This window comes from Streptomyces akebiae (assembly GCF_019599145.1).
Lineage (GTDB): Bacteria > Actinomycetota > Actinomycetes > Streptomycetales > Streptomycetaceae > Streptomyces > Streptomyces akebiae.
The window spans coordinates 187,959-211,316 of record NZ_CP080647.1; the positions used below are offsets into that span (position 1 = coordinate 187,959).

General features: G+C 72.8%; 18 protein-coding genes. 9 read left to right on the forward strand and 9 right to left on the reverse strand.

Annotated features, from left to right (window positions below; translation table 11 throughout):
- Positions 1–381: 381 nt before the first annotated feature.
- A complete protein-coding gene (gap, locus tag K1J60_RS00910; protein WP_220644432.1) occupies positions 382–1,395 on the reverse strand; it encodes a type I glyceraldehyde-3-phosphate dehydrogenase in 1,014 nt (337 codons plus the stop codon).
- Positions 1,396–1,640: 245 nt separating this feature from the next.
- Here gap and K1J60_RS00915 point away from each other — a divergent pair, with 245 nt between their 5' ends.
- On the forward strand, positions 1,641–2,348 hold the full coding sequence (locus K1J60_RS00915; RefSeq protein WP_220644433.1) for a CBS domain-containing protein: 708 nt from the start codon (positions 1,641–1,643) through the stop codon (positions 2,346–2,348).
- 154 nt (positions 2,349–2,502) lie between these two features.
- The gene (locus K1J60_RS00920; RefSeq protein ID WP_220644434.1) at positions 2,503–2,979 is read left to right on the forward strand and encodes a pyridoxamine 5'-phosphate oxidase family protein; all 477 of its coding nucleotides are present in this window, start codon (positions 2,503–2,505) and stop codon (positions 2,977–2,979) included.
- A gap of 97 nt (positions 2,980–3,076) precedes the next feature.
- Here K1J60_RS00920 and K1J60_RS00925 read toward each other — a convergent pair whose 3' ends face one another.
- On the reverse strand, positions 3,077–3,991 hold the full coding sequence (locus K1J60_RS00925; protein WP_220644435.1) for a universal stress protein: 915 nt from the start codon (positions 3,989–3,991) through the stop codon (positions 3,077–3,079).
- A gap of 260 nt (positions 3,992–4,251) precedes the next feature.
- Between K1J60_RS00925 and K1J60_RS00930 the strand changes: the two genes are divergently transcribed.
- Positions 4,252–5,247 carry an Acg family FMN-binding oxidoreductase gene (locus K1J60_RS00930; RefSeq protein ID WP_220644436.1) on the forward strand — a complete coding sequence of 332 codons (996 nt, stop codon included), beginning with the start codon at positions 4,252–4,254 and terminating at the stop codon, positions 5,245–5,247.
- Between the two features lie 272 nt (positions 5,248–5,519).
- Here the strand turns inward: K1J60_RS00930 and K1J60_RS00935 are convergent, their stop codons facing one another.
- Positions 5,520–6,401, reverse strand: a complete 882-nt coding sequence (locus K1J60_RS00935) for a universal stress protein (RefSeq protein ID WP_220644437.1) — start codon at positions 6,399–6,401, stop codon at positions 5,520–5,522.
- A gap of 438 nt (positions 6,402–6,839) precedes the next feature.
- Positions 6,840–7,835, reverse strand: coding sequence for an Acg family FMN-binding oxidoreductase (locus tag K1J60_RS00940; RefSeq protein ID WP_220644438.1), 996 nt, complete (start codon positions 7,833–7,835; stop codon positions 6,840–6,842).
- A 329-nt stretch (positions 7,836–8,164) separates the two neighbouring features.
- Between K1J60_RS00940 and K1J60_RS00945 the strand changes: the two genes are divergently transcribed.
- The 4 genes from K1J60_RS00945 to K1J60_RS00960 all read left to right on the forward strand — a co-directional run bounded on the left by K1J60_RS00945 (position 8,165) and on the right by K1J60_RS00960 (position 13,260).
- Positions 8,165–9,511 carry a phosphoribosyltransferase gene (locus tag K1J60_RS00945; protein ID WP_220644439.1) on the forward strand — a complete coding sequence of 449 codons (1,347 nt, stop codon included), beginning with the start codon at positions 8,165–8,167 and terminating at the stop codon, positions 9,509–9,511.
- Positions 9,512–9,647: 136 nt separating this feature from the next.
- The gene (locus K1J60_RS00950; RefSeq protein ID WP_311588821.1) at positions 9,648–9,908 is read left to right on the forward strand and encodes a DUF1876 domain-containing protein; all 261 of its coding nucleotides are present in this window, start codon (positions 9,648–9,650) and stop codon (positions 9,906–9,908) included.
- A 217-nt stretch (positions 9,909–10,125) separates the two neighbouring features.
- Positions 10,126–10,638, forward strand: a complete 513-nt coding sequence (locus tag K1J60_RS00955) for a universal stress protein (RefSeq protein ID WP_220644440.1) — start codon at positions 10,126–10,128, stop codon at positions 10,636–10,638.
- A 663-nt stretch (positions 10,639–11,301) separates the two neighbouring features.
- Positions 11,302–13,260 (forward strand): PAS domain S-box protein, encoded by a 1,959-nt coding sequence (locus K1J60_RS00960; protein WP_220644441.1) that lies wholly within the window; start codon positions 11,302–11,304, stop codon positions 13,258–13,260.
- Between the two features lie 154 nt (positions 13,261–13,414).
- On the opposite strand, the gene K1J60_RS00965 is transcribed toward K1J60_RS00960, so the two are convergent.
- The 3 genes from K1J60_RS00965 to K1J60_RS00975 form a co-directional block, all read right to left on the reverse strand.
- Positions 13,415–14,581, reverse strand: a complete 1,167-nt coding sequence (locus K1J60_RS00965) for a pentapeptide repeat-containing protein (protein WP_259408212.1) — start codon at positions 14,579–14,581, stop codon at positions 13,415–13,417.
- Positions 14,582–14,734: 153 nt separating this feature from the next.
- Positions 14,735–16,462 carry a GAF domain-containing sensor histidine kinase gene (locus K1J60_RS00970; RefSeq protein ID WP_220644442.1) on the reverse strand — a complete coding sequence of 576 codons (1,728 nt, stop codon included), beginning with the start codon at positions 16,460–16,462 and terminating at the stop codon, positions 14,735–14,737.
- Positions 16,463–16,660: 198 nt separating this feature from the next.
- The gene (locus tag K1J60_RS00975) at positions 16,661–17,353 is read right to left on the reverse strand and encodes a response regulator (protein ID WP_220644443.1); all 693 of its coding nucleotides are present in this window, start codon (positions 17,351–17,353) and stop codon (positions 16,661–16,663) included.
- 347 nt (positions 17,354–17,700) lie between these two features.
- Between K1J60_RS00975 and adhE the strand changes: the two genes are divergently transcribed.
- Positions 17,701–20,403 carry a bifunctional acetaldehyde-CoA/alcohol dehydrogenase gene (gene adhE / locus K1J60_RS00980; protein ID WP_220644444.1) on the forward strand — a complete coding sequence of 901 codons (2,703 nt, stop codon included), beginning with the start codon at positions 17,701–17,703 and terminating at the stop codon, positions 20,401–20,403.
- A gap of 176 nt (positions 20,404–20,579) precedes the next feature.
- Here adhE and K1J60_RS00985 read toward each other — a convergent pair whose 3' ends face one another.
- Both K1J60_RS00985 and K1J60_RS00990 read right to left on the reverse strand, forming a co-directional pair.
- Entirely contained in the window at positions 20,580–21,020 is a 441-nt protein-coding gene (locus K1J60_RS00985) for a pyridoxamine 5'-phosphate oxidase family protein (protein WP_220651208.1), read from the reverse strand.
- A 202-nt stretch (positions 21,021–21,222) separates the two neighbouring features.
- Positions 21,223–22,293, reverse strand: a complete 1,071-nt coding sequence (locus K1J60_RS00990; RefSeq protein ID WP_220644445.1) for a zinc-dependent alcohol dehydrogenase family protein — start codon at positions 22,291–22,293, stop codon at positions 21,223–21,225.
- A 393-nt stretch (positions 22,294–22,686) separates the two neighbouring features.
- On the opposite strand from K1J60_RS00990, the gene K1J60_RS00995 reads away from it, so the two are divergent.
- Positions 22,687–23,277: an Rv1733c family protein gene (locus K1J60_RS00995; RefSeq protein ID WP_220644446.1), complete on the forward strand. Its 591-nt coding sequence runs from the start codon at positions 22,687–22,689 to the stop codon at positions 23,275–23,277.
- Positions 23,278–23,358 lie beyond the last annotated feature (81 nt).

The window sequence follows — 23,358 nt, forward strand, 5'->3', positions numbered from 1 at the left end:
GGCGGCGAAGCCGCGCGGAGCCCGTGGGCGTCCCGTCGTCGTGTCGAGCCTGGGGGGTGTTTCGAAAGTCCTGTGCGGTGCCCGCGGTGTCCGGTGCGTGCTCGCGGCGTGCCGGACGAAAGCCCTCGTACTGGACGCACTTGGGGTTTCGGCCGGTGCGGCGGTGGGGGTCCCTCCCGCTCGAGCGGAGCCGAGAGTGGGGGAGCGTGCCGGGCGCCGTGGGTGCTGTGCGGGACTTTCGAAACACCCCCTACGGGCCACACGTCCCGCGCGACGCGGGTACGGCGGCAGACGGGGGATCGTGCCCCCGTGCGTCCTCGGTGGTCGTTCCTCGGCCGGGGCCCTCGGTCCCGCTCCTCGGCCGTGCTGCCGTGGTGGACCTCAGTCGTCGGCGACCAGGGCGGTCAGGTCGAGGAGGCGGTTGGTGTAGCCCCACTCGTTGTCGTACCAGCCGAAGACCTTGGCCAGGGTGCCGTTGACCTGGGTGAGGGCCGGATCGAAGACGCAGGACGACGGGTCCCCGATCACGTCACGGGAGACGATCGGGGCCTTCGACACGCGCAGGATGCCGTGCAGGGGGCCCTCGGCGGCCGTCTCGAACGCAGCGTTGACCTCCTCCACCGTGGCCTCGCGCTCCAGCACGACGGCCAGGTCGGTCAGGGAGCCGTCCTCGACGGGTACCCGGACCGCTATCCCGTCCAGGGCGCCGGCCAGTTCCGGCACCACCAGGCCGACGGCTCGGGCGGCGCCCGTGCTGGTCGGGATGATGCTCAGCGCCGCCGAGCGCGCGCGGCGCAGGTCCTTGTGCGGGCCGTCCAGGAGGGCCTGGTCGTTGGTGTAGCCGTGGATGGTGGTCATCACGCCGCGCTCGACGCCGAAGGCGTCGTCGAGGATCTTCACCATCGGGGCGACGCAGTTGGTGGTGCAGGACGCGGCCGAGACGATCCGGTCGCGGTGGCGGTCGTAGGTGTCGTCGTTGACGCCCATGACGATGGTGGCGTCCACGCTCTTGCCCGGCGCGGACAGCAGCACGGTGTGGGCGCCTGCCTTCAGGTGCAGGGCGGCGGACTCACGGTCGCGGAAGCGGCCGGTGGACTCCACGACGATGTCGGCGCCGTGGTCGGCCCAGCGAAGGGCGGCGGGGTCGCGTTCGGCGGTGACAGTGATGCGCCGGCCGTCGACGGTGATGGAGCTGTCGTCGTGGACGACCTCGCGTCCGATGCGCCCGAACGTCGAGTCGTACTCCAGCAGATGCGCGAGCGTGGCAGGCGAGGTGATGTCGTTGATCGCGACCACCTCGACGTCCTGGGTGCCGGCCTCGGCGCGGCCGAGGGCGGCGCGCAGGTAGGTGCGGCCGATACGGCCGAAGCCGTTGATGCCGACGCGAACGGTCATGACGGTGTGCTCCTCACGGGGTCGGGAACTGCGCTTGGTTCGGGCGAGGACCGGCGACCGTGACGGTCACCCCGGCCTCGTGGCCGGGCTCCCCGATGGCAGCGTCGTGGCAGCGGGGGCCCCGGGAGCAGGGGCCGCAGGTCCCCGCCCGGGGCCGACCGGCCCATGGAGGCCGGTCCGGCGGCGGCGGACAGTGGGTGGGAAGGCAACTGGAGAAACACGAGCGTCCTCAGGAGGCGAGAGCCATGCGGCACCGGATGGTGAGCGACCTCATGACCACGTCGGTCGTCCGGGTGCGTCCCGACACCGGGTTCAAGGAGATCGCCAAGCTGCTCGCCGAGTACGACATCACGGCCGTACCGGTGGTGGACGACGACGACCGTCCCGTGGGCGTCGTCTCCGAGGCCGACCTGCTGCGCAAGGAGGCCGCTCAGCTGGATCCGGCCGGTCTGCTGCCGGTGCTGCACCCGAAACCCGCCGCCCGTGCGAAGGCGGAGGCGGCGACGGCCGCGGGACTGATGAACAGTCCGGCCGTGACCGCCCGGCCGCAGTGGACGGTCGTGGAGGCCGCCCAGGTCATGGAGCGGCACCGGGTCAAGCGGCTGCCGGTCGTCGACGAGGCCGGCCGGCTGGTCGGGCTGGTCAGCCGGGCCGATCTGCTCCGCGTCTTCCTGCGGGGCGACCGCGCCATCCGCGAGGAGATCAACGCGGACGTCCTGCTGCGCACCCTGGGCATCGCGCCCGACGCGATCCTGGTGCGGGTGGTCGACGGGCGCGTCACGCTCCGTGGCACCGTCGAGCGCAAGTCCCTGGTCCCGGTCGTCGTGCGGCTGTGCGGCGGTGTCGACGGAGTGGTCGACGTATCCGCCGACCTGGACCACCGGATCGACGACACCGACACGTCCGCGGACCCGGCACCGGGCACGTCGCGCCGCTCCGGGCTGGCGAGCTGAGCGGCCCCGACGGGGCTCTCGCCCGGGACCGGGGCCGGATCGCCCGAGGTCTGGGGCCGAACGGCCCTACCGCGACCCGGACGGCCGCCGTTCCATGGAGGCCGCCCGAGCCGAAATCCGTCAGCACACACACCCACCCGCGCGGAAGATCACGATGCCGATCAGCAACCACAACGGAGCCGCCAAGCCCCGGCGGTCAGTCGACCTCGACAGCGACGAGGCGCTGCGGCTGCTCGGCAGTGTGTCCTTCGGGCGGATCGTCTTCACCCGGCACGCGCTGCCGACCGTCCGCCCCGTCAACCATGTGCTGGACGACGGCGACATCGTCATCCGTACGCACGAGGGCACGGCGCTGACCGCGCGGGCCCAGGAAGCGGACGACCTGGGCGTCGTGGTGGCGTACGAGGCCGACTCCATCGACCCGGAGACCCACCTCGGCTGGAGCGTGGTCGTCACGGGCTACGCCCGCCCGGTCACCGATCCCGAGGAGCTGGCCCGCTATCAGGCGATGCTGCGGCCCTGGGTGAGCGGGTCCATGGACCACGCGGTCCGTATCCGCCCGGATCTGGTCACCGGCATCCGCCTCACGGCTGTCGAGGCCGACGTGACGGGCGTCGAGGCCGACGTCTGACGCCGATCGGGACACCCGTGCGACATGCGCCGTCGACAGAACCGGCCGGGAACGGGGGCCGGGAACAGGGGTCGACCACCCGCGTCGCCGGTTCGGCTCAGGGGTGCGGGACGACGGCGACGGGGCAGCCCGCGTGGTGCAGTACCGCGTGGGTGACCGGGCCGATGTGCGGACCGACGGCGAGGTGAGCGTCCCGCGTCCGGCGCCCCACGACGATCAGCCCGGCTCCGGTCGCGGCCTGGACGAGCTCGGTGGCCGCCCGTCCCCGCACGACGCTCTCCACGACGGGGACCCGGGGGAACTTCTCGCACCAGGGGCGCAGCGTCGCGACGACGGCGCGCTCCCGCTCCGCGACCAGCTCGGGTGCCGGCGTCGGTACGGAGCTGTCGTCGACCGTGTGCGCCGTCGGCAGCCGGTACGCGTGGATCACACGGAGCCGGGCGTCGCGACGCGCGGCGGCGGCGAAGGCGAACTCGATGAGTTCGTCGCAGGGGCGCGAGGTGTCCAGCCCGAGGACGACGTCCCGGTAGGGGGTCTCCGGTATCTCGTCGGGCGAGATGCCGTCCGGGGCCGGGAGGTGGTCGTCGGCGAGTGTCTGCCGGGCCCGGACGAGCACCACGGGACGCGGTGACCTGCCGACCAGGCGCTGGGAGACCGAGCCGACGACGAACCCCGTGACCGCGCCCAGGCCTCGGGAGCCCAGCACCAGCAGGTCCGCCTTGTCCGCCTCCTCCAGCAACGTGTTCACCGGGGAGTCCGCGACGAGCCGGTCGACGATCCGCAGTCCGGGGTGCGCGGAGCGGACGCTGACGACCGCCCGGTCCAGCGTCCGCTCGGCCCAGTGGCGCTCGCTGACGTCGGCCGGCACGGAAGCGGGCGGACGCGGGTGCCACGCCCAGGTGTGCACGAGCCTCAACTCGGCGCCCAGACGCAGCGCTTCCCTGGCCGCCCAGTGGGCGGCGGCCAGACTCTCGGTCGATTCGTCGACTCCTGCGGTCACGTGCCGAAGCATGATGCGTACCTCCTGCGCTCGGGCCTGGATCCTGCTGTGCCGTAGCCTCGCGGAGAACCGCCTCCCCCGCAGAGGGCCGCACAGTCCTTTCGTCGGGCCCTTCGGCCCCCACTGCCGCGCGGTGCCTCGAAGACCGGGCCGACCGGCACCGGCCGGGGCCGTACGGCCCATGCCACGCCCGACACGGGGCCAGCACACTGGGCAGGGTCCACCTCCGAGGCCCAGCGGCTCCGCGCACACGGAGCGGGGAGGAGTATCCGATGTGGTCCGAGACCCTCGATGCCCGGGCGCTGGAGACTCTGATCTCGGCGGCCGTGGCCGCGCCCTCCATCCACAACACCCAGCCCTGGCGGTTCCGGCTCGATCCGGACACCGTGACACTGGAGATCCGGGCCGCCGCGGACCGGGGCCTGCGCCACATCGATCCCACCGGCCGTGCGCTGCACCTCTCCGTCGGCTGCGCCGTCCTCAACCTGCGGGTGGCGGTGGCCCACTTCGGCCGGGAGCCGGTGACACGGCTGCTGCCCCGGCCCGACGAACCGGATCTGCTCGCCACCGTACGATTCGGCGGTCCGGTGCGGAACACCCCCTTTCCCGGGCTGTACGAGGCGCTGTGGCGCCGGCACAGCAGCCGGTTCCCCTTCTCCGACGTGCCCGTGCCCACCGCGGTGGCGGCGGAGCTCGCCGAGGCCGCCCACAGCGAGGGCGCCCTGCTGAGTCGTCCCGCACCCGGCGCGACGGAACGGCTGCTACGGCTCACGCGTGAGGCCGAGCACCGCAACACCGCCGACGCCTACAGGGCGGTGGAGAGCCGTCGTTGGGTGCACGAGCCCAATGGGGCGTCTCTCGGCATGCCGCCCGCTGCAGTGGGCCCGCAGGACTTCCGCGAGCGGATTCCGCTGCGGGACTTCGGCGCCCACCGGCACCCCTCCGCACTGACCAGCCGCCCCTTCGAGAAGCGGCCGTCGATCGCCGTGCTGTTCACCGCGCACGACCGGAGGGCCGACTGGCTGCGGGCCGGACAGGCTCTCGAACACGTCCTGCTGGTGGCCACCGCCCGCGGGCTGCGGGCCTCCCTGCTGCACCAGGCCCTGGAATGGCCGGACCTGCGCGAGCAGCTGGTTCCGCCGGCGGGCGACCGCCGCGCCCACGCCCAGATGGTGCTCCGTCTCGGCTACGGCCCGGAAGGCCCTGCTTCACCACGCCGGTCGGTGGGGCAGGTGCTGGACGAGAGTGCGCTGCCTCTGCCCCGGTGAGTCGGGCCCGGTCCTGACACCCGGCCCGGTCCTGCCCTCACGTCGCCGAGACACGACCCGGTGCTCGGGGGCGCCCCTCGCGAAGCCCTCGATGTACGCGACGCGGGCGGCGAGTCGGCCTCGACACCTAGGCGGGCGGGGGCGGGCGCGGGTGGCCACCGTGCGGGCGACCGCCGGCGCGGGGGCAGCCGGCGGGCCTCCCGCCCGCTCGGTGAGCCGGGCCGTACGAGGGCTCGCGGCGTCGGTGCGTCCGCCCCTCGGTCCTTCGACTGTCAGTCCTTCGCCCGGCGGACGACGGTGACGGGGCAGTGCGCGTGGTGCAGCACGGCCTGGCTCACCGACCCCAGACGCAGACCGGCGAAGCCGCCCTTCCCGCGTGCTCCGACCACGAGGAGCTGAGCCTGCGCGGTCGCCTCGATCACCGAGGCCCGCACCCGTCCTCGGACCAGCCGGCGGTGCACGGTCACGTCCGGGTACCTCTCGCGCATCCCCGAGAGCGCCTCGGCGAACACCCGCTCCTCCTCGTCACGGAGCCGGCCCTCGTCGTACGTCACGAAGGGCGGATCGGCGGCACCGTCGTAGACGCGTTCGGTCCGGGTGTTCCACACGTGCAGCGCCACCAGGTCCGTACCGCGCGCCGAGGCCTCGGCGAAGGCGAACTGGACGGCGCCCTCGCCCGTCGGGGAGCCGTCGACGGCGAGCAGCACGGGATCCGCCGGATCCGAGGTGCCGCGCACCACCAAGACCGGGCAGCGCGCGTGGGCGGCCAGGTGCGCGGAGGTGGAGCCGAGCAGCAGGGTCGCGAACGTGCCCGTTCCCCGACTGCCGACCACCAGGAGCCCGGCGGTGCGCGACTCGATCTCCAGCACCAGGACCGGTTCGCCCGCGACGACCTCACGGGTGACCTCCACACCGGGTGCCGCGGTGTGGGCCCGCCGCTCTGCCTCGGTCATCGTGCCGTCCACCATCGCGCGCAGGCCCGCGCCCGTGGGATTCCAGGGCGGAACGCCCGACGGCACATGGGCGCCGGGCCATCCGAAGGCATGGACGAGACGCAGACCGACGCCGCGCAGGGCGGCCTCGCGCGCGGCGATCTCCACGGCGGCCAGGCTGGACGGCGAGCCGTCCACTCCGACCACGACGGGAGCACTCATCGCGGCTCTCCTCTTCTCCGGGCACGGTCCGGGGTGCGGGTGCGCGGCCCCGGACGGACCGCCGAGTCCCGACGGACGGGTGAGGGCGGCGCCGGACGGCCGTAGCTCCTCGTCCGGCGGTCCGGCGCGCTCTTCCGGACTTCAGCGTCTCCCCGTCGGCCGTATCCCGCACTGGGCCGGACGGCCCCGGGGGGCGCCCCGTCCGGCCCTCGTCCCACCACGTTCCCGCGAACACACTCGCTGATGCCGATCGTTCCCTCGCACGCGGGTCCACGACAAGACGCTCGGCCCGTCCGGCTCCGGCGCCGACGCGGTCTCCGCCGATCGTCGGCATGTCCGCGCACCGAGGGCCACGCCGTGCCCGCAGTCCTGGGCCGTCGGCACGTGGGCCGACCTGATCTCCCGGGCGCGAGGCCGGCGAGGTGGTCGTGCGGCCGGTCAGGTGATGTCCAGGACGTCCCGGACGGCTCGGCGGGGCGTGGCCGGGCCGTGCGGCCCATAGCCGAGGCGCAGCACCATCTGGACGTATCCCCGGCCGGAGACCGGGTCTCGGGCAAGGGTGCGCAGGTCGTCGTTCTCCAGCGGGTGGGAGGTCAGCGAACCGGCCAGTCCGGCCGTGGTGGCCTCCAGCAGGACGTGCTCCAGCCCCTGCCCGGCGCGCAGCCAGTCGAGGGGCGCGTCACCGCCGGTGTACAGCAGGGCCAGGTGCGGGCTCTTCTCGAAGACGGTGCTGCCGCGGTCGGCCACCGGCCGTCGGCCGGCGAAGTCCCGCTGCGGGGCCCGGCCGTCCCTGCGGCGCGGGCCGAAGGCGTACTCGGGAACCCCGTCGGTGGCGACGTCGGCCTCCGGGCCCAGCCGGGTCCAGCGCTCCAGGTCCTCCCTGCCTCCGGGATCCAGGCTGTCGCGGCTCTCGGCGTCATGGACCAGCTCCAGGACGGTGTCGAGGTGCCAGGACTCGGGGAACGACAGCTCGGCCCCCTCCCGCGCGGCGGCCGCCCGCAGACGCGCCCGTACGTCCTCGGGGACGTCCCGGTCGTCGAAGGGATAGCGGCTGGTGTGCCGCTGGCGGATGGCGGGATACAGCCGTGCCAGATCCTGTTCGTCCGGTGCCGGTCCCCCGGGACCCGCCAGGTGGACGGCGGCCAGCAACTGCGGATCGCCCTGGGCCGGCAGCAGTCGGACCAGCGGGGAAAGGCCGGAGTGCGCGGCGGCGACGCGGAGGTTGAACAACGCCGCCCCGCAGCCGATGTGCAGCGCCCGGTGGGTGGGGTCGCTGCGGCGCATGGCCCGGCCGAGGTCCGCGCGCAGCAGCAGGACGCCCTCGTCGGTCAGGAAGCGGAAGCGCCAGGGCTGCGCGTTGTGCATCGACGGTGCGGCCGTGGCGTCGTCGACGAGTCCGGTCACCGTCCTCGTGTCCAGCTCTCGCGTGGTCATCGCAACCTCCTCGCCCACCGAGCGTCGACCGCCCGAGACCGAGGATTCCTCCACCGGCCGCCCCTGAGCCGCGGCTCGGTGGCCACGGCCGCCCGGGGGCCGTCGTGTCGGTGCGGCGTCCCGCCCGGCGAGACATTCGCAGTGTCCGCTTCGTCCCCAGTCTGCGGCGGTGCCGCCGCCACCGGGAGGGACCGTCCGGCCCTCACCCGGGCCGAAGGCCCCTCGCGCGACGGCGGGAGGCGCGCTGCAATGGAGGCGACGGCAAAAGGCATCCTTCCGTCCCGCCGATTCCTCCGCATCGTCGCGGAAGGCGCACGAGGAGGTGGCGTATGCCCTTCGACAACCGTACGGACGCCGGACGCCGACTGGCCCGACGTCTTGAACACCTGCGCGACGAGGACATCGTGGTCCTGGGGCTGCCTCGGGGCGGTCTTCCGGTCGCGTACGAGGTGGCCCGAACGCTGGAGGCGCCGCTGGACGTGCTCGTGGTACGCAAACTGGGGGTGCCGTGGCAGCCGGAGCTGGCCTTCGGCGCTCTGGGGGAGCACGGGGTCAGGGTCCTCAACCAGGACGTGATCGTCAGCTGCGGGATACGGGACGAGGAACAGGCCGGCGTCGAGAGGGACGAGCGGGCGGAGCTGGGTCGGCGTGTGGCCCGCTACCGCGCCGGGCGCGCCCCTGTGTCCCTCGCGGGTCGCACCGTGCTGGTCGTGGACGACGGGCTGGCCACCGGCGCCACGGCCGAGGCGGCCTGCCGGGTGGTGCGGGGCCAGGGTGCGGCGCGGGTCGTTCTCGCCGTCCCGGTGGGATCGACGGAGGCGGTCGTCCGGCTGCGCGGAGTCACCGACCAGGTCGTCTGCCTCGAAACGCCGGGAAACCTGGGCTCGGTCGGCGCCTGGTACCGCGACTTCACGCAGACACCCGACTCGAAGGTGATCGATCTCCTCACGCGTGCCGCGTCCGCTCAGTCGTCGAGGCCCGCCCCCAGGGCGACGTCCACGGGGCCGCAGGCGGAGAGGCCTGGCCATGGTGAGGTGGAAGTGCCCGCCGGTCACGTACGGCTGCCCGCCCGGCTGGTGCTGCCCGACGCGGCCCCGGCGGTGGTGCTCTTCGCGCACGGCAGCGGCAGCGGACGCCACAGTCCACGCAATGGGTATGTCGCCGACACCCTCAACCGGGCGGGCCTGGGCACCCTGCTGCTCGACCTGCTCACGGCGGAGGAGGAAGGCGACCGCCGCAATGTCTTCGACGTCGCTCTCCTGGCGGGCCGGCTGCACGCGGCCGCCACCTGGCTGCGCGACGGGACCGGAGTACCGGTGAGCTACTTCGGTGCCAGCACCGGAGCCGCGGCCGCCCTGGAGGCCGCGGCCGCGCCCGGGGCGGACATCCGCGCGATCGTCTCCCGGGGCGGGCGCCCCGACCTGGCCACCCCGGCGGCCCTGGGCCGTGTGCGGGCCCCGACGCTCTTCGTGGTGGGGAGTCTGGACACCAGGGTGCTCAGCCTCAACCGCCTCGCCGCCGACCGGTTGCGCTGTGAGCACCGCCTCGCCGTCGTCCCCGGCGCGACCCACCTCTTCGAGGAGCCCGGAACCCTGGCCACGGTCGCCGAACTGGCCCGCGACTGGTTCACCACCCATCTCGCCCAGCCGGGTGCCGGACACCGCCGGTCGGCCTGAGCACGCTCGCTCCCGCGGGCCTGACCAGGTCGCAGCGCCGGGCCGCCCTGCCGACCGTCGCCTCCCCTTGCTGGACCGGCCGTCGGAACCGGCGCACGCTGAGAAACAGAGGCCGAGAAACCGGACGGAAGTGATCATGATGGAAGCCAAGCAGTGGACCGTCCAGATCTACATCAGCGAGGAAGGAGACGAGACGCACGCACGTGCCGTCCTGGCCACACGTGACACCTCGCGCCTCATGGGAAGGGGGGTGGCCCGGCGCAACCCGATCGACCGTCCCATCCCGGAGATCGGCGACGAGCTCGCCGCGAGCCGTGCCCTGGAGGACCTGGCCATCCGCCTGCACGACGTCGCCTCCGACGACATCGTTCAACTCACCGGCCCTGTCCAGGCGTGACACCGAGCCGTCGGGCACGCCTGTCGATCCGGGACGCGAGACGGTCACGGCCATGGAGCGACAGCCGCCCCGCTCCCGAGGGACAAACTCCCGTCCCCGGCGGCCCGGCGGCCCGGCGGCAAGGGACCGTTCGGCACGAGGGCGAGCCCCCTCGGCCCAGGCCCCACCGCGCCGGTGAAGGGCATGGTGGGACCAGAGACCGTCCAGGGAGGCTGCCATGACGGAACCGACCGCCGGAAACCACATCGTCGTGGGCGTCGACGGATCCGACGCGTCCGTGGCCGCGCTGCGCTGGGCCGTACGACAGGCCCACTCCCGGCGCGCGGACGTGGTCGCCGTCCACGCCTGGGAATGGACCGGGGCCACACTCGCCCCCTACGCTCCGGCGTCGTCCCACCCCGGCCCCGCCGAGGAACGCCTTCGGGCCGAGCGGTTGCTCGCGGGGGCGGTGCGCAGGTCCCTCGGCCCGCACGTCGACACCGCCGTACGCGCCGTCGTGGTCGAGGGCTCACCCGCGCGGGTCCTGCTGAAGCACGCCCGCGACGCACAGCTGCTGGCCCTCGGTCGCCCCGACCACCACGACCAGGGGCTCCCCGCGATCGGCCCCGTCACCCGTGACTGTCTGCGCCACGCCACGGTCCCCGTCGTCACGGTGCCCGTTCCGCAACGGCACGCCTCGCCACCGGCCCCCTCCGGTACTGCGCCCTTCGCCGGGCGTGGAGCCGCGTAGGCACACGGTCCGCCCTGTGGACGCGGTGCAGCAGTCGAACGGCGAGCGTGTCGAGCCACGCGGTCAGGACGAGGGTGATCCCCACGGCCGCGACCAGGAGCACCGCGAACCGTGCCCAGAGCTCCGGGGTGAGACTCGTGCCCATGGCCCTCGTCCCCTCTCGAGTCGTAGTGGTCCGTCTGGTCACAGCCAACTCCGGTGCGGTACGGGGCACATGAGCCGAACGGCCTGCATCGCGGTTTCGTACGTCCCTTGCGGCCGCGTCCCTGACTGCCGCGCCGTCCCCCCGGCCGGCGTGTACGTCTCCCCGTCCGGCGTGTACGCGGCGGCATAGGGGCGGCGCTTCGGGGACGTGGGGACGGACTCGGACGGGCCGCACCGAGTGGAACTCGGCGCGATGCTGCTCCGCGACCTCCTCACGACGAGCGTCGCTCCACAGGACCGTGTCCCGCGTGAGCCGACCGGGCTCAGGGAGGAGCCTGTCGATCCTGGCCTTCCCTGATGTCCCGGCGCTCTCGGACAGCGGCGGTGCCAGGTCGGGCATCCGAGGCGCGAACCGGGCAGATTCATTCGGTAGAAGGACAGTTGCCGACAAACGGTGGTCCGGCCGCCACGGATGCAGTGGGATGACCCGATCGTCAGGGAAGGCGGGGTGGGGCGAGCATGGACAACTTCGTCTCGGTGACGCGGGCACGGCACGCCGAGGTCGGCGAGCGGGAGCGCTGCCGATGCGGTGGGCGACGGGAACGAGACGGTGGACCGAGCGTGGTCGAGGAGCGGTTCCGAGGGCTGCTGGAGGCCGCGCCGGACGCCATGGTCATCGTCGACGACACCGGAACCATCCGACTGGTCAATGCCCAGACGGAGGCTCTCTTCGGCTACCGGCGCGAGGAACTGCTCGGCCGCCCGGTCGAGTTGCTCATCCCGCACCGCTTCCGTGACCATCACACCCGGCACCGAGGCGGTTACGCCGCCAACCGGCAGGTGCGCCCGATGGGCGCCGGACTGGAGTTGCACGGCCTGCGCCAGGACGGCACCGAGTTCCCGGTCGAGATCAGCCTCAGTCCCCTGGAGACCGCGGACGGACTGCTGGTGTCCGCCGCCGTCCGGGACGTCAGCGACCGCAAGGCCGCCGAGCGGCGCATCAACGAACTGGCCGCGCTCGTCGAGTCGTCCCAGGACGCCATCCTCGCCAAGACCCTCGACGGCCACATCACCTACTGGAACGCCGCCGCCCAGCGGCTGTACGGCTACACGGCCGAGCAGGCCATCGGTCGCCACATGTCGTTCCTCGCCCCGATGGACCGCAGGCACGAGGTCAGCGCGCTCATGGAACGGCTGCGGCAGGGCGAGAAGGTGGAGCACTTCGAGACCCTGCGCCTCACCCGGGCGGGGGCCCTGCTGGACGTCGACGTCACGCTGTGGCCGACCAGGGACACCGACGGCACGGTCGTCGGGGCCTGCGCCATCGTCCGGGACATCAGTGACCGCAAGCGTGCGGAGGCCGAACTCACCGCCCTGTACGAGCAGCAGCGGCACATCGCGCTCACCCTGCAGCGCAGCCTGATGGGTACCCCGCCCGCGATCGCCGGGCTGGCCACCGCGAGCCGCTATCGTCCCGCCACCCAGGGCGCGGGCGTGGGCGGCGACTGGTTCGACCTGATCCCGCTGGGGGCGGGCCGGGTCGGGGTGCTGATCGGTGACGTCATGGGCCGTGGCCTGGATGCGGCCGCCGTGATGGGCCAGTTGCGGTCCGCCGCACACGCGCTCGCCAAGACCGGTATGCAGCCACGTCAGTTGATGCAGGCCCTCGACACCTGCGTGGCCGACCTCGACGTCCCCGATCAGCTCGTCACCTGCTGCTACCTGGTCATCGCCCCCGACACGGGCACCGTGACCGTCTGTTCGGCCGGCCATCTGCCGACGCTCATCGCCTCCCCCGGCGATCGCGTCCGCCGGCTCACCACACCCGTCAACGCGCCCCTCGGTGTCGGCGGCATCCTCTACCAGCAGTCCTGCGAGCAGATCCCGCCGGGCGCCACGCTCGTCCTCTACACGGACGGTCTGGTCGAGACCCCCGGCAGCGACATCGACGACCACATCGGTGAACTCGTCTCCTCCCTCGACGGGTTCTTCGTCCACGACTCGTGCCTGGAGGCCGCCGCCGACCATGTGCTCGCACGGCTGCTGCCCGACGCCGAGAGCCACAACGACGACGTCACGCTGCTCCTCGCCCAGCTGCCGGCGGCCCCGCTGGCGTCCGTCACCACCGATCTGCCCGCCGTGCCCTCGTCGGTGCCCGAGGGCCGCGAGTTCCTCACCAAGGCTCTCGCCTCCTGGGGCTGCGTCGGATCGGCGGACCACGCACTGCTGCTGCTCTCCGAGACCCTGACGAACGCCGTCCAGCACGCCGAGGGCCCCATCGGTCTCCAGGTGTGCCGGACCGACACGGACCTGACGGTCGAGGTCAGCGACAGCAGTCCCCAACTGCCCCAGCCGCGCCTCGCGGCCGAGGACGAGGAGTCGGGACGTGGTCTGCACCTGGTCCGCGCGCTCTCCGACAGCTGGGGAGTGCGCCCCACGGACGACGGGAAGACCACCTGGTTCACGCTCAAGCTGTGACGGCCGGGAGAAGCGGCCGAGCCGCAGGGCTCCCGGCCCCTCCGGCGCCCCCGGCCCCCCTTCCTCTCGGCCGACGAGCTCCCGCACGGCCGACTTCAGTTGTGCCAGTCCCTTCTCGGCAGGACCCATCGATTACTTCACCGGGCCCCCTCGGTCACGGCATGGACCGCAGGGGCGGGTGCTGCGTCGTTATCCCTGAGGGCTGGAGCAGTGGCGGAGGTTCGGGGCCGGGATCCTCGGTGACCACCACGCCGGCGGCCGCGTGGTCGAAACCGGCCGGCCAGCGAGTGCGCTCGCTGGCCATCGCGCCGGTCAGACGTGCCTGGAGAAGGTCGGCGGTGCTCAGGTCGGAGCCACGCAAGTCGGCCAGGCGCAGGTCGGCGCCACGGAAGACAGCGCGGCCCGCGTCGGCCTTGCGCAGGTTCGCCTCGCGCAGGTCGGCCTCGGTGAAGTCCGCGTCACGCAAGTCCGTTTCGACCAGCCGTGCGCCCCGCAGGTCAGCGTGGACGCAGCGGGCCCGGCGCAGGATCGCCGTCTTGAGGTCGGCGTGGCGCAGGTTGACCGAGACGAGAGACGCCTGTGTCAGGTTGGCGTGGTACAGGCCCGCCGCCTCCATACAGGACCGGTCGAGGTTGACCTCGGGCAGCCACAGCCCGTCGCAGTCGGCCCGGCGCAGGTCCGTGACGCCGAGGTTGACCCAGGACTGCTCCCGGGGCCGCAGCAGCAACACGCCGAGCCCGGTCAGCGCCACCTGGGCGTCGGCGGCACGCACCTCCAGCGGCACGACGTCGTTGACGGGCACGTCCGCCGCTGGAGCCTCCGGTCCGGCGGGCGGCCAGGGCAGGTGCGTACGCAGGTAAGCGGCCTGGATGGAGATGACGGCCTCCCGGTCGCGGGCGGAGTGCTCCGCGATCCGCCACAGCGCGTGGAGCCCGCCGATGCGTGTCTCCAGCTTGTCACTGCCGAGCTGATCGACGGCCGTGCTGAACCGGTCGGTGACATAGCCCTCCTGGGTGGCGCGCAGGCCGTCCTGGCTGACACGTAGTTGCCGCCAGGTGGCGTACGCGCCGAACAGCACGACCATGCCGCCCACGGCCTGCAGAAGTGTCGTACGGACGTCGTTCACCGCTTTCAACCGGTCCTGCGCGGCGACGCTCGCCCCGGCGAGATCATGGTCGACCACCACACCCGGCACGACGACGAGCACCGCGCCCAGAACGGCCAGCCCCGCTGCCCCGGCCAGCAGGGCCCCGACCGCACGAAGCCTGACCAGCCGGTCGCGCCACGGCCTGCGACCGCGGTCCGGCTCCCCCGTCTCCATGGGCATGGGAGCCTAGGCGCCGCTCAAAAAACGATCAAGACGCACGACCTGGAGCGCCGCGCTCCACTCCCACCGGCCCGACAGGGGTTGCCCACTCTCGGCCGCACAACCAGTCACCCACCTGTGGCGGGTCCCCGGCCGAGAGGCTCTCCGCTACCGGGTGTGGGCCGACGGCGCCCGCCACACCAGGGTCGTACCGCCGCCGGGCGGGCTGGTCGTCTCCAGTTCGCCGCCCAGCTGCCGGGCGCGCTCGGCCATGTTGCGCAGTCCGCTGCGGCGGCCCTCGGCGGGGATGCCCACCCCGTTGTCGGACACCGTGAGGCGCACCTCCCCCGAGGCGGTCTCCACCACCACGTCGGCCCGGGACGCCTGGGCGTGACGGGCGACGTTCGTCAGGGCCTCGGAGAGCACGGCCACCACATGGTCGGCGACCTCCTTGGGCACCTCGGTGTCCAGCAGTCCCTCCAGCCGCAGGCTGGGGGCGAAGCCCAGGACCGGTGCCGCCTCGCCGACCACGCGCACCACACGGGCCCGCAGACCGACACCGGTGGCGCCCTCGCGTGAGCGCAGGCCGAAGATGGTCGACCTGATGATCTTGATGGTCTCGTCCAGGTCCTCCACCGCGCGCAGCACCCGCTCGGAGGCCTCCGCGTGCTCGATGAAGCGGCCCGCGCTCTGCAGGGTCATACCGGTGGCGAAGAGGCGTTGGATGGCGAGGTCGTGCAGGTCCCGGGCGATCCGGTCGCGGTCCTCCAGCAGCGCGATCTGTTCGGCGTCCCGACGGCGTTCGGCCAGCTCCATGACGACCGCGGCCTGCGCGGCGAAGCCCTGGAGGCGCTCGATCTCCGGCTCGGTGAACACCGTGTGGCCCACCGCGCGCGCCAGCAGCAGAATGCCCCGGGTCCCCTCGCCCGATCCGATGGGAACGGCCACGGCGGGGCCGAGACCGGTGAGGTTCGGGGCGCCCGTCACGCCGGAGTCGTCACGGGAGACGTCCGCGCCGGTGACGGGAGCGGCGCCGGAGAAGGCCTGGCCGATCAGGTTGCCCTCCAGGGGCAGCACCAGCCCGCGGTACGCTGCCGCTCCCTCGCCGATGGCCAGGTCGACCGTGAGGGACTCGGTGCCCTCCATCGGCACCGCGACGACCGCGAGGGCCGCGGTCATGATCTCCCTGGCCCGTTCGGCGATCACTTGGAGGACCTCGGCGGGCTCGCCGCCGGACATCAGGCTGTGGGTGATCTCCGCGTTGGCCCGCAGCCACCGCTCCCGCAACCGGGACTCCTCGTACAACCGCGCGTTGTCGATCGCCACACCCGCCGCCACCGCCAACGTCGACAGAACCGACTCGTCCTCCTCGTCGAACTGCGCCCCACCCCGCTTCTCCGTCAGATACAGATTCCCGAACACCTGCTCACGCACCCGGATCGGCACACCCAGGAACGAATTCATCGGCGGATGATTCGGCGGAAACCCATACGAGGACGGATGCTCCGACAACTTCGCCAGACGCAACGGCTCCGGATGACTGATCAACTCACCCAGAATCCCGTGCCCCTCCGGATACGCACCGATCCCGGCGATCTGCTCCGCACTCACCCCCACCGTGTGGAACGCCGACAACCGCCTGCCGTCCGGACCGATCACCCCCAACGCCGCGTACTCCGCATCCACCAGCACCGCCGCCGCCTCCACGATGCCCCGCAACGCCTGCTCCAACTCCAACTCACGCCCGACCGACAGCACCGCCTCCAACAGACTGTGCACCCGATCCCGCGTCCCCCGCGCCGCATCCAGACGCGCCTGCAACTCCTCCAGCAACTCGTCCAACCTCAGCTGCGGCAGCAGTACACGTGCTTCCCCGGCCCTCTCCACGCTTGCCACCGGTGCCCCTCCACATTCCCCACAGCCTGCCGGCAGCCGCCCGTTCCGCCGCTGTCCTGAGCCACGGTAACGACCCGTCACCGGGCACGGTAGCGGATCCGGTCGCGCGCGGGTCCGACCTGGAAGGAGTCCAGCCGCACCCGCCCGGACCTTCCGGACGAACGGTGCGCGGCCTGCGGGTTCACCCGGGAGTACGGCCTACCGCCCTTCCTGCCGCATCCTGTCCTGGGCCTGGGTGGCGATGACGGCGGCCTGTACGCGCCGTTCCACACCGAGCTTGGCGAGCAGCCGGGAGATGTGGTTCTTGACCGTCTTCTCGGCGAGGAAGAGCCGCTGACCGATCTGTCGGTTGGTCAGGCCCTCACCGATCAGGGCCAGGATCTCCCGCTCGCGCTCGGTCAGGCCCGGCAGTGCCTCGGGCTCCTGCTCCTCCTTCGGGCCCTGCCGCAGCCGGGCCATCAGCCGGGCGGTGGCGCTGGGATCGAGCAGGGACTGACCGGCGGCCACCGTGCGCACCGCCGAGACCAGATCCGAGCCATGGATCTGCTTCAGGACGTACCCGGACGCGCCCGCCATGATCGAGTCCAGGAGGGCCTCCTCGTCGTCGAAGGAGGTCAGCATCAGACAGGACAGTTCCGGCATGCGCGAGCGCAGCTCCCGGCACACGGTGATCCCGTCGCCGTCGGGCAGGCGGACGTCGAGCACCGCCACCTGCGGGCGCAGGGCGGGAACGCGCACCAGGGCCTGTTCCACGGTGCCTGCCTCGCCGATCACCGAGATGTCCGGCTCGTCGTTCAGCAGGTCGCGTACACCCCGGCGCACGACCTCGTGGTCGTCCAGCAGGAAGACCCGGATCGGGCTGTCCGGGCCCGGCTGCTCGCTGACCGGCATCGCTTCACTCCTCGGTTCCGCACTTCACGCCGTCCTGTCCGCCACGGACAGTATCGGCCTCGACCCGCTGATCCTCGTCGTATCCGGGCCGAACGGCCAGGGCCGGTCGGCCCTGTTTCACGAGCGGATCACCGACGGATCACCGACGGATCGACGACGGCCGGCCGACCCGGTCGGGCCGTTCAGTCCCGACGAGGGACCATCGGCACCTCCGGGACGCGGCCGGGGGCGGACGAGAGTGAGCGGGTGAGCGACATCGGTCCCAGGGCGGCTGCCTCGTACGGCGCCGTCCCACCCGTACGCCACCGGTCGCACGACGGTGGCGCTCGACCCCGGAGGCACTCCTCATGACCCGTCACGACAGCGGCCCCGCAACCAGCACGGCCACCGACGCGCCGTCCCGGACGGCCGTGGCCGTGGACCGGCTGGTCACGGACGGCCTCAAGGCGCTGGCCGACTACGACGGCCTCACCCAGGAACAGGTCGACCACATCGTCAAGAAAGCGTCGGTGGCCGCCCTGGACCGCCACACGGCGCTGGCCCGCCTCGCGGTGGAGGAGACCGGGCGCGGTGTGTTCGAGGACAAGGCGGCCAAGAACATGTTCGCGTGCGAGCACGTCACGCACAGCATGGGTCCGATGAAGACGGTCGGCGTCATCGCGCGCGACGACATCGAGGACATGGTGGAGATCGCCGAGCCGGTGGGGGTGGTGTGCGCGGTCACTCCCGTGACCAACCCGACGTCCACCACGATCTTCAAGGCGTTGATGGCCTTGAAGACCCGCAACCCGATCGTCTTCGCCTTCCACCCCTCCGCCCAGCGCTGCAGCGCGGAGGCGGCCCGCGTCGTGCGCGACGCGGCCGTCGCGGCGGGGGCACCCGAGCACTGCGTCCAGTGGATCGAGACCCCGTCCGTCGAGGCGACCGGCATGCTGATGCGGCACCCCGGTGTCTCGCTGATCCTCGCCACCGGCGGCAACAGCATGGTCAAGGCCGCCTACTCGGCGGGCAAGCCCGCCCTGGGCGTAGGGGCGGGCAACGTACCGGCGTATGTGCACAGGAGCGCCGAACTGCGGCGGGCCGTGAACGACCTGGTGCTGTCGAAGTCCTTCGACAACGGGATGATCTGCGCCTCGGAGCAGGCCGTCATCCTGGACGACGAGATCTACGACGCGGCGCTCACCGAGTTCCGTACCCTGCGCGCCCACCTGGCGACCGCAGAGGAGAAGGCGAAGCTGGAGGTCTTCCTCTTCCCTGGCGGCGGGCCCGTGGGCGGCGGCTGCGAGCCGAAGGTCAACTCCGCGGCCGTCGGACAGAGCCCGGAGTGGATCGCCGAGCAGGCCGGCTTCACCGTGCCCGCCGGCACCTCGCTCATCCTGGTCGAGGCCGAACGCGTCGGCCCTGCCGAGCCGTTGACCCGGGAGAAGCTCTGCCCGGTGCTCACCGTGCTGCGCGCGGGTTCACAGGAACAGGGCTTCGAGCTGGCCGCCGACATGGTCGCCTTCCACGGCCAGGGGCACAGCGCCGTGATCCACGCCGAGGACCGGGCGGTCGCCGAGGCGTACGGCAGGCGGATGAAGACCGTGCGGATCATCGTCAACTCCCCTTCCTCGCAAGGGGCCATCGGCGGCATCTACAACGGCCTGCTGCCGTCGCTGACGCTGGGCTGCGGCTCGTGGGGCAGCACTTCGGTCTCCGACAACGTCTCCGCCGCGCAGCTTCTGAACATCAAGCGGGTCTCCGACCGACGCAACAACCTGCAGTGGTTCAAGGTCCCGCCGAAGATCTACTTCGAGCCGCAGGCCATCCGGTATCTCCAGTCGATGCCGGACGTCCACCGCGTCACCGTCGTCACCGACGCCACCATGACCCGCCTGGGCTTCGTCGACCGCGTCAACCGAGTCCTGCAGCGACGCCGTGAACCGGTGACCGTGCAGGTCATCGACAACGTGGAGCCGGAGCCGAGCATCGACTCGGTGCAGCGCGGCGCCCGGCTGATGCGGGACTTCCGGCCGGACACGATCATCGCGCTGGGCGGCGGTTCGCCGATGGACGCGGCGAAGGTGATGTGGCTGCTGTACGAACAGCAGGCCGCCGGCCGGGACATGGACTTCGCGGACATGCGGCAGAAGTTCTCCGACATCCGCAAGCGTGCCTTCCGCTTCCCGGTGCCCGGGGCGCGCGCCCGCCTGGTGTGCGTGCCCACGACGTCCGGGACGGGCGCCGAGGTCACGCCCTTCGCCGTGATCTCCGACCCGGCGACGGGCAAGAAGTACCCGCTGGCCGACTACGCGCTCACCCCGAGCGTGGCCATCATCGACCCGCTGCTCACCACGGAACTGCCTCCGGCGCTGGCCGCCGACAGCGGCTTCGACGCGCTCACCCACGCCATCGAGGCGTATGTGTCGGTGTACGCCAACGACTTCACCGACGGGCTCGCCCTGCACGCGATCCGGCTGGTCTTCGACCACCTGGAGGCGGCCGTCGGCCACCGTGCGGACAGCCCTCGGGCGAGGGAGAAGATGCACAACGCGGGCACCATCGCGGGCATGGCCTTCGGCAACGCCTTCCTCGGCATCGTCCACGCCATGTCGCACACCCTCGGCGCCACCTTCCACATCGCCCACGGCCGCACCAACGCGGTCCTGCTGCCCCATGTGATCCGCTACAACGGCACCGTCCCGACGAAGCTGACCGGCTGGCCCAAGTACGAGCACTACCGCGCCCCCGAACGCTTCCAGGACATCGCCCGAACGCTCGGCCTGCCCGCCGCCACCCCGGCGGAGGGTGTCGAGTCCCTGGCCGCCGCCGTGGAGCGGCTGCGGGACGCCGTGGGCATCGAGCCGTCGTTCCGGGCGCTCGGCGTCGACGAGCGGACCTTCCTCGACGCGCTGCCCCAACAGGCCCTGAACGCCTACGAGGACCAGTGCGCGCCCGCCAACCCGCGCATGCCGATGCTCGCCGACATGGAGGCCCTGATGCGCGCGGCCTACCGGGGGACCGGCCGCGGCGGGGCGGGCACGGGCGAGGAGCCGACAGCCGCCGCGTGAGGGGGGGCGGGGCCAGACCCGGGGGGCCGGGTCCGGCCCCGTGCACACCGGAGCCGCCGTCCGCACGCTGCGTGCGGACGGCGGCTTCGGTGTGCACGGCCGCGTTGCGGCCGTGCGCGTGCCGTGCGGCGGCCGCCTGGGTGGCGGCAGGGTCAGGGAACAGGGAAGTCGGGAAATCAGGGAGTCAGGTCCACGCCGTACATCGTCCGGCCGCCGACGAGTTCACGGCCGGTGACCAGTTCCGCCTCGATACGGACGAAGACGTCCTGCGGCGAGGCGACCCACGAGCGCGGCCCGCTGTGGGCCAGTCGCGCCCGCTGGGCCGGATCGGTCACGATCGAGGCCCGGCCGGTGACGACGACGCTCCAGCCGGAGTGGGCGACCGGGTCGACCTCGTCGGCCTCGAAGGCCACGACCACCCCGTCCACCGCGCGGGCGAGTTCCGAGGCGGCCGACGTGCGCAGCAGGACCGAACCCTCCCCGTCCAGGGAGAAGTTGACCGGCAGGACCGCCGGCAGCGCCTGGCGGGTGTGGACGATGCGGCCGACGGTCGCCTTCGCCAGCAGCCGTAGGCATTCCTGCCTGTCCAGTTCGCGGAATCCGTCGTTGGCGTACATCAGCCCGCCCGTCCCCCTGCCTCGTGCCCAGCCCACCCGTACGTCGGGTGTGCGCACCATCGTCCCTCCGCCGCCCGCCCCCGAGCAGGGCCATCGGTCCCGGCCGGGCCGGAGAGCGGCCCAGACCCGCGGTCGTCCGCCCGACCCGGGATCCGCCGGACGCGCCGTCGGGGGCGATGTCGATCGCCGTGCGACGGTCGCGTCAGGCCGCCGGGACGGCTACGACGTCGTGCGGAGGCTCACCGAGCACGACCTTGAGCGCGCCGGTGTCGGCCGCCCGGGAGAAGATGTCGTACGCCTCCTCCATGTCGTCCAGCGGGAAGGTGTGCGTGACCAGGGACGAGGTGGGCAGCCGACCGGCGGCCGCCATCCGCAGCAGGGTGGGGGTGGAGTGGGTGTCCACCAGGCCCGTGGTGATGGTCACGTTCTTGATCCACAGGTCTTCGAGGTGCAGCGTCGCCGGTTTGCCGTGCACACCGACGTTGGCCACGTGCCCGCCGGGGCGGACCATGCGGGTGCAGAGCTCGAAGCTCTCCGGCACGCCGACCGCCTCGATCACGACATCCGCGCCCAGTCCGTCGGTGAGGTCGGCGACCAGTTGCTCCGGAGCCTCCCGGGCGTCGGCCACGGCGTCCGCCCCGAGTCGCCTGGCGGCCTCCAGACGGGCCGGGGCCAGGTCCACGGCGACGATCCGCTCGGGCGAGAACAGCCGGGCGGTGGCGATCGCCGCGAGGCCGATGGGTCCTGCGCCCACGACGGCGACGGTGTCGCCGGGGCGGACGCACCCGTTGACCACGCCCACCTCGTAGGAGGTGGGGAAGATGTCCGCCAGCAGTACGGCGTCCTTGGCCGCCAGCGTGCTGGGCAGCGGGTGGACGGACAGGTCGGCGTACGGGACGCGGACGTACTCGGCCTGGGTCCCGTCGATCAGGTGGCCGAGGATCCAGCCCCCGCCGCCCAGGCACTGGCCGTACGCCCCCTCCCGGCAGTAGCGGCACCGGCCGCAGGCGGTGATGCAGGAGACCAGCACCCGGTCGCCGGGACGCACGGTCCGTACGTCGCTGCCGACCTCGACGATCTCCCCGACGGCCTCGTGGCCCAGGACCGTGCCGGGTCGGACCTCGGGCACGTCACCCTTGAGGATGTGCAGGTCCGTCCCGCAGATCGTGACGGTGTCGACTCGGACGATCGCGTCGGTGGGGTCCTTGATCCCCGGGTCGGGCACCTCCTGCCAGGACGACTGTCCGGGGCCGTGAAAGACCAAGCCCTTCATGACGATCCCTGCCTTTCTCTGTCTCCCCGGGTCCTGCGGACCGGTGGTTCACCCACAGGCCCTACTTCCGGACGCCGGTGCGGTGCCGGGTTGGCCCCGCAGATCCAGCTTGGTCCTCCCGGCCGGACCTCGCATGGGCCGGCCGGCCCCCCACCCGGTGCCGGAGGGGCAAGGGGCCCACCGGGCGGACCGGCGCCCGTGACTCCCGGCGAAGGGGCTCCGCGGCAGAGCCGGCCGGCCGCTGGTCCCCGCCGGGCCAGGGGCTGAAGGTCCCCTCCCCGCGACCGAGTCGGCCCCGGTCGGCCCGCTGGGGGCACCCTCTCGGCCCCTGTGACCGCCGTCCCCCGGCTGTCACCTTCCTGGGGAGACGGTGACACGAGGAGGCTGAGACCGATGAACGGCGGCAGGCACCCGAGGAAGACGAGCAAGGCACTGTGGCGGTGGCGGCGCAATCCGCTGCGACGGCGTGACGACGCGACGGAGGCGTGGATCGTGCTGGCCGTGTGGATCGCCGTCGTGGTCGGCGGCACGATCACCGGCGTCATGACCACTCGCGCCGCCGAGGGCGTCTTCGCCGAACAGCGTGCCGAACGTCGTACGGTCTCGGCTGTGCTCGTCTCCGACGTCCCGCTGACGGCCTCGGGTGTGGGCGACGGGAACGACAGGACCTCGGCGCGGGTGCGCTGGACGACCCCGGAGGGAGTCACCCGTACCGGTTCGACCATGGTGGAGACCGGACAGCGGGCCGGTGCCGAGGTCGAGGTCTGGACCGACGGTCGGGGCGCGCTGAGCGCCGAGCCGCCCACGCCCACGGAGGCGGCCGTCGAGGCAGGGGTCCTGGGCGTCGTCGCCGGGCTCGCCCTGAGTGGTCTGGTCTTCGGTGCCGGCGGCGCCGGACGCTGGTGGCTCGACCGGCGGCGGGTCGAGCGGTGGGGGGCGGACTGGGCCCGGATCGGCCCGCTGTGGAGCCAGAAGACGGGCTGACCGGGCAGGGAGACGGGCTGACCGGGCAGGGGCAGGCCCCGGGGCCGCCTGGGAGCAGCCCGGGCGGCCCCGGGGCGGCCC

Bases quoted from the DNA above. Each gene is read 5' to 3' on its own strand.
- gap (WP_220644432.1), bottom strand. From the start codon at position 1,395: ATGACCGTTCGCGTCGGCATCAACGGCTTCGGCCGTATCGGCCGCACC.
- K1J60_RS00915 (WP_220644433.1), top strand. From the start codon at position 1,641: ATGCGGCACCGGATGGTGAGCGACCTCATGACCACGTCGGTCGTCCGG.
- K1J60_RS00920 (WP_220644434.1), top strand. From the start codon at position 2,503: ATGCCGATCAGCAACCACAACGGAGCCGCCAAGCCCCGGCGGTCAGTC.
- K1J60_RS00925 (WP_220644435.1), bottom strand. From the start codon at position 3,991: ATGCTTCGGCACGTGACCGCAGGAGTCGACGAATCGACCGAGAGTCTG.
- K1J60_RS00930 (WP_220644436.1), top strand. From the start codon at position 4,252: ATGTGGTCCGAGACCCTCGATGCCCGGGCGCTGGAGACTCTGATCTCG.
- K1J60_RS00935 (WP_220644437.1), bottom strand. From the start codon at position 6,401: ATGAGTGCTCCCGTCGTGGTCGGAGTGGACGGCTCGCCGTCCAGCCTG.
- K1J60_RS00940 (WP_220644438.1), bottom strand. From the start codon at position 7,835: ATGACCACGCGAGAGCTGGACACGAGGACGGTGACCGGACTCGTCGAC.
- K1J60_RS00945 (WP_220644439.1), top strand. From the start codon at position 8,165: ATGCCCTTCGACAACCGTACGGACGCCGGACGCCGACTGGCCCGACGT.
- K1J60_RS00950 (WP_311588821.1), top strand. From the start codon at position 9,648: ATGATGGAAGCCAAGCAGTGGACCGTCCAGATCTACATCAGCGAGGAA.
- K1J60_RS00955 (WP_220644440.1), top strand. From the start codon at position 10,126: ATGACGGAACCGACCGCCGGAAACCACATCGTCGTGGGCGTCGACGGA.
- K1J60_RS00960 (WP_220644441.1), top strand. From the start codon at position 11,302: ATGGACAACTTCGTCTCGGTGACGCGGGCACGGCACGCCGAGGTCGGC.
- K1J60_RS00965 (WP_259408212.1), bottom strand. From the start codon at position 14,581: ATGGAGACGGGGGAGCCGGACCGCGGTCGCAGGCCGTGGCGCGACCGG.
- K1J60_RS00975 (WP_220644443.1), bottom strand. From the start codon at position 17,353: ATGCCGGTCAGCGAGCAGCCGGGCCCGGACAGCCCGATCCGGGTCTTC.
- adhE (WP_220644444.1), top strand. From the start codon at position 17,701: ATGACCCGTCACGACAGCGGCCCCGCAACCAGCACGGCCACCGACGCG.
- K1J60_RS00985 (WP_220651208.1), bottom strand. From the start codon at position 21,020: ATGTACGCCAACGACGGATTCCGCGAACTGGACAGGCAGGAATGCCTA.
- K1J60_RS00990 (WP_220644445.1), bottom strand. From the start codon at position 22,293: ATGAAGGGCTTGGTCTTTCACGGCCCCGGACAGTCGTCCTGGCAGGAG.
- K1J60_RS00995 (WP_220644446.1), top strand. From the start codon at position 22,687: ATGAACGGCGGCAGGCACCCGAGGAAGACGAGCAAGGCACTGTGGCGG.